This window comes from Deltaproteobacteria bacterium (assembly GCA_005879795.1).
Lineage (GTDB): Bacteria > Desulfobacterota > Binatia > DP-6 > DP-6 > DP-6.
Map to the genome: position 1 here is coordinate 1 of VBKJ01000256.1, position 2,594 is coordinate 2,594.

Genomic DNA, 2,594 nt, shown 5'->3' on the forward strand with positions numbered 1-2,594 from the left:
GAGAAGTGGGACGTGCACAAGGTGGAGGCGCTCACCAACGTCGACCTGCCGTTTCTCCTGGGCGTGCGCGACGAGACCATGGCGACCATCGTCGGCGCGGCGGTCGTGCTCGGCTACTTCGTGGCGGGCTACATCGGCTTCTACCTCTTCTGCCGCTGGGTGAAGGGCGCCGACTTCCCCGACTTCATGCGCCGCTGGGGCTGGCCGCGCTTCGCTTTCACCGGCTTCCTCTTCCTCAACATGATAGCGGTGGTCTTCAAGATGCTCGGGCGCCATCTCCTGAACCTCAAGTACATCATGGTGCTGAAGACGCCGTACTTCAGCATCAACATCTGACCCGCGTGCGCCCGGGCGGTGTTCCTCTTCGCGAAGCTCCTGCAGGCGGTCGGGTTTGCCCACGTGGGGCTCGGGCTCTACCTGGGGATCGCGCAGGACGACATGTGGAAGGAACTCTACCTGGCCCTCAGCGGGCTCGCGTTCTTCGCCCTGGGACGCTACCTCGAGCCGAAGGCGTGATCCGCTGATGCCGCGCAGCACCCCCGTTCTCGACGAGGAGAAGCGCTCCTACGGGGCGCTCTGGCTCGTGTCGTCGCTCCTCCTCTTCGTGGGCGCGCTGTGGGCGATCGCCGACGACAATATCTTCCGCCGGCCGTGGAAGAAGTGGCAGGCGGAGTTCAACCGGCTCGAGATCAGCCGCTTGAAGGACGAGATCGCCGACGAGCAGAAGCGTCTCGACGCCGACCCGGAGTACCAGGCCGCCGCCAAGACGCTCGACGAGGCCCGCAAGAGCGTCACGTCAGGCGAGAGCGCGCGCAAGATCGCCGAGCTGCAGCGCGTGCTGCGCGCGGCGCAGGAGGAGGACCAGGACAAGGACCTCCGCCTGCGCTTCATCAAGAGCGGGCTCGAGGAGCTGCGCTTCAAGTACGACGACGCGCTCCACAACGGCCGCCCGACCGAGGCGCTGCTGCACGAGATCCAGGAGAAGGAGCAGGTGCGCGTCGAGCGCCAGAAGATCTACAGCGAGTCGCAGGCGCACATCGAGGACCTGCAGAACCAGATCAAGGCGCTCCAGGGCACCGTCAAGACGGCGGAGGATGCGCTCGCCAAGCTGACGACGGCGCGCGACGACCTGGAGCAGAAGCTCGAGGGTGTCTCGCTAGGTTATCTCCCCGGGCCGAAGGCCAGCCCGCCCTTCTTCGGCTTCGACTGGCAGCCGAAGATCCCCAAGATCCAGCAGCTCGTGCTCGAGGAGTTCGACCGCAACAACTTTGGCAAGCCGATCGCGCGCGTCGACCGCTGCATGTCCTGCCACGCCGGCATCAACAAGGCCGGCTTCGAGGACCAGCCGAACCCGTGGAAGACGCACCCCCGGCGCGAGCTCTACCTCGGCAAGCATCCGCCCGAGAAGTTCGGGTGCACGCCCTGCCACGGCGGGCAGGGCCCGGCGGTCAACAGCATCGAGACCGCGCACGGGAACTTCCTCGACAAGAACGGACACGTCGAGAACGTCGAGTTCATCGAGCAGCCGCTCTTTCGCGGCGAGAAGATGACCGCCAACTGCATCAAGTGCCACGCGGGGGTGCAGCATCTCGACGGCGCGGACGAGATCGCGCGCGGCGAGCACCTCTTCGAGGAGCTCGGCTGCCACGGCTGCCACCTGACCGAGGGCTACGAGGACCTCGCCAAGTCGAGCGGCGTGTCCGCGATCGGCCCCTCGCTGCGCCGCATCGCCGCCAAGCTCGACCAGGGCTGGATGGTGCGCTGGATCACGAACCCGCACGCCTTCCGCCCGCGCACGCGCATGCCGAACTTCATGTTCGACGAGGACCAGGCGGTCGCGATCGCCGCCTTCCTCCTCTCCGACACGAAGCAGCCGAGCGAGGAGTGGCGCGCGGCGCACGCCGCGCCGGCGGTGGACGGCGGGCAGGCCTCCCGCGGCAAGGAGCTGGTCGGGTCGCTCGGCTGCCGCGCCTGCCACGCGCTCGCCCCCGACGAGGTGGCGGGGCAGCTCGGCGCCAACAAGGACATTGCACCCAACCTCTCCGCCATCGCGGAGAAGACCGATGCCGTCTGGATCTACAACTGGATCAAGAACCCGCGCGGCTACTCGGCGATCGCGCGCATGCCGAACCTGCGCCTCTCCGACGACGAGGCGCGCGCCATCACCGCCTACCTGGTGACGCTCGGCGAGAAGAAGCCCGCGCCGGCCGACCTGGCGGTCCGCCTCGCCGACCCGGCCAACGTCGCGGCGGGCGAGAAGCTCGTGCGCAAGTACGGCTGCGCCGGCTGCCACGACATCCCGGGCATGGAGCGCGAGTCGCGCATCGGCGTCGAGCTGTCCTCCTTCGGCTCCAAGACCAGGGAGGAGCTCTTCTTCGGCGACCGCACCGACATCCCCGAGACCTGGGACGACTGGACCGACAACAAGCTCCTCATGCCGCGCACCTACGCCACCAAGTGGATCGAGCAGGTGATGCCGCAGTTCGACCTGGCCGACGAGGACATCAAGGCGCTGCGGGCGTTCCTCGCGAGCCGCACCGACGCCAGGGTGCCGGTGCGCTACGCCTACCACGGGCCCGGCGAGGAGCGGATCA

General features: G+C 68.0%; 1 protein-coding gene. It reads left to right on the forward strand.

From position 1 onward, the window contains the following. Positions 1-523: 523 nt before the first annotated feature. Positions 524-2,594: c-type cytochrome (locus E6J59_19765; protein ID TMB15760.1), on the forward strand; the 2,071-nt coding region annotated here is incomplete at its 3' end.